Below are 1730 nucleotides of genomic sequence, written 5' to 3' on the forward strand. Positions count from 1 at the left end.
GCGTCAGTACTACAAGAAGATTCGCTGTATTCAATCGATGGTGGACTATATCAAAACCCTGCAAGCCAAAGTCGAGGCTGAATGTGCCGATGGCTGCGTAGGAACGAACACTGGCATTGTCAAAGACCTGAAGAAGTATGGAGTCCAAGGTGTGCCTGAGATTGTGGCCGAAAACCTGGATACCTTTGTGATTCCCATCCAAGTGTTAGGGGAACTCGCCGCAGATGCCGCCAAGCATGGAGCCCAGGAGGCCTATCGCCTGATCTTCCGAGCCATTCAATGGGCCTGGACCTCGTTTCTAAATATGGGGTTCTATCTAACGGCAGTCGGCGCACCGATTACCTATGCCATCTCTCTGATGCCGACCAAGCGACATTTTCTGTTTGATTTGAACCTATTCTCCCTGCTGATGTTTTCCCTAGCGGAGTTTGCCAATATCTTCTGCATTGGAATCGTGGCCCTGATGCTACAACGACCGACTCTAGTTGACTTGGGCGGGTATATCTTCCCTTTGACCTATGGATTATTAGCCCCCTTGGTGTCCGGTTCGATATTCCTCGGTGGGTTTAAGGCCGCCGCCAGTTTTCGAGGGGGTGCCTTGGGGGTTGCCAGTGCAGCGGGGGGTATTGCAGGGGGCATTGCTACCTCAGTGATGATTTCAGCCCGAAACCGCCGAGAGCAATATTACTAAATCGATTTGCTGCTCTTTCCTCATTCTGCCTATGTTCTAACTAACTCAGAAGAGGTCCATAACCATGCCTTTATATCTCACCTTAATCGTTGTCTTTGTTGCCTTTGCCATTCTGCTGATGATCATTCGAGGTGGATTGGCTGAACTCAATCCCTTGTCAGGCTTGATGGCCTGCGTTGTCCTGACGCTGTTTGCCGCGTATCACCGCATCTTTGCTGGGGCAGACCAGCTTTCGGGGTTGGACTCCTTTTTCACCTTGGGCTGTGGGCTGATTTGCTGTCAGCTCTTTATCCCTGAGTTTCGATTCTGGTGGTCGGACTTCCGATTTATCTATGGGATGACGGTGCTGTTCTATTTTGCCTTCTGCTGGACATTTGACCATCTGTACATCGTTTGGTTTTGGTTTACGGGATTTGTGCTGTTTCTACTGTTGGTGCAATTCCTATTTGGAGTGGCGAGTTCTGGTGGCGGGAGAAGGATTAGAGGGGTTTGTGATCCAGATTCCGAGTTTGATTATTCGATCTACGACGAGTGGTAATGAACGATGACTAAAAAACTCTCCCGCTTCCTCCCCCTGCTTGTAGTTTCAGCCTTACTGCTGAATATCCTTGTGTGCTTCTCCTGGTTTACTCAAGGCGCCAGAGCGCAAGCCCCCTCTCAGGTGTATATCCAAACCGACTCCGGGTTGGTGGTCAAAGGTCAGCCCGTTGATCCCCTCTACCGCAGTGATGCGGTGGTGATGCGGTTTGCCCAGGAATTTGTCTCCGTAGCCTACACTTGGCCGATGAATGGCGAAGGTCACCATGAAGGGAAACTGATCTATCCTCTGCCCATGTACACCCAAGCCTTCAAAATCCATCCAGATATCCGAGCCGAGTGGTTAGGGCGTCAGCATATCGCCTATGCCGAGGCCAAAGACCCCTTTGCTAACTATGTGGGTAAGCCCCAGCATACAAAGACGACGATTACGGGAGCCAAGATTGAGCGCATGGACCCAGAGGTCCATGAATGGGATGTCAGACTATACGCCACTCAATAC

2 protein-coding genes and 1 pseudogene are annotated in these 1730 nt (G+C 50.8%); all 3 read left to right on the forward strand.

All coding sequences use genetic code 11. The features are described 5' to 3' along the window. Positions 1–691: pseudogene (locus Q0986_RS11305) on the forward strand (hypothetical protein); the annotation flags it as partial. Between the two features lie 64 nt (positions 692–755). Beyond that, a complete protein-coding gene (locus Q0986_RS11310) occupies positions 756–1229 on the forward strand; it encodes a hypothetical protein (protein WP_299410032.1) in 474 nt (157 codons plus the stop codon). Between the two features lie 6 nt (positions 1230–1235). After that, the coding region (locus tag Q0986_RS11315; protein ID WP_299410033.1) for a hypothetical protein at positions 1236–1730 on the forward strand (495 nt) is incomplete at its 3' end.

Origin of the sequence: Acaryochloris sp. IP29b_bin.148, assembly GCF_028285565.1 — a bacterium.
Classification (GTDB): domain Bacteria; phylum Cyanobacteriota; class Cyanobacteriia; order Thermosynechococcales; family Thermosynechococcaceae; genus Acaryochloris.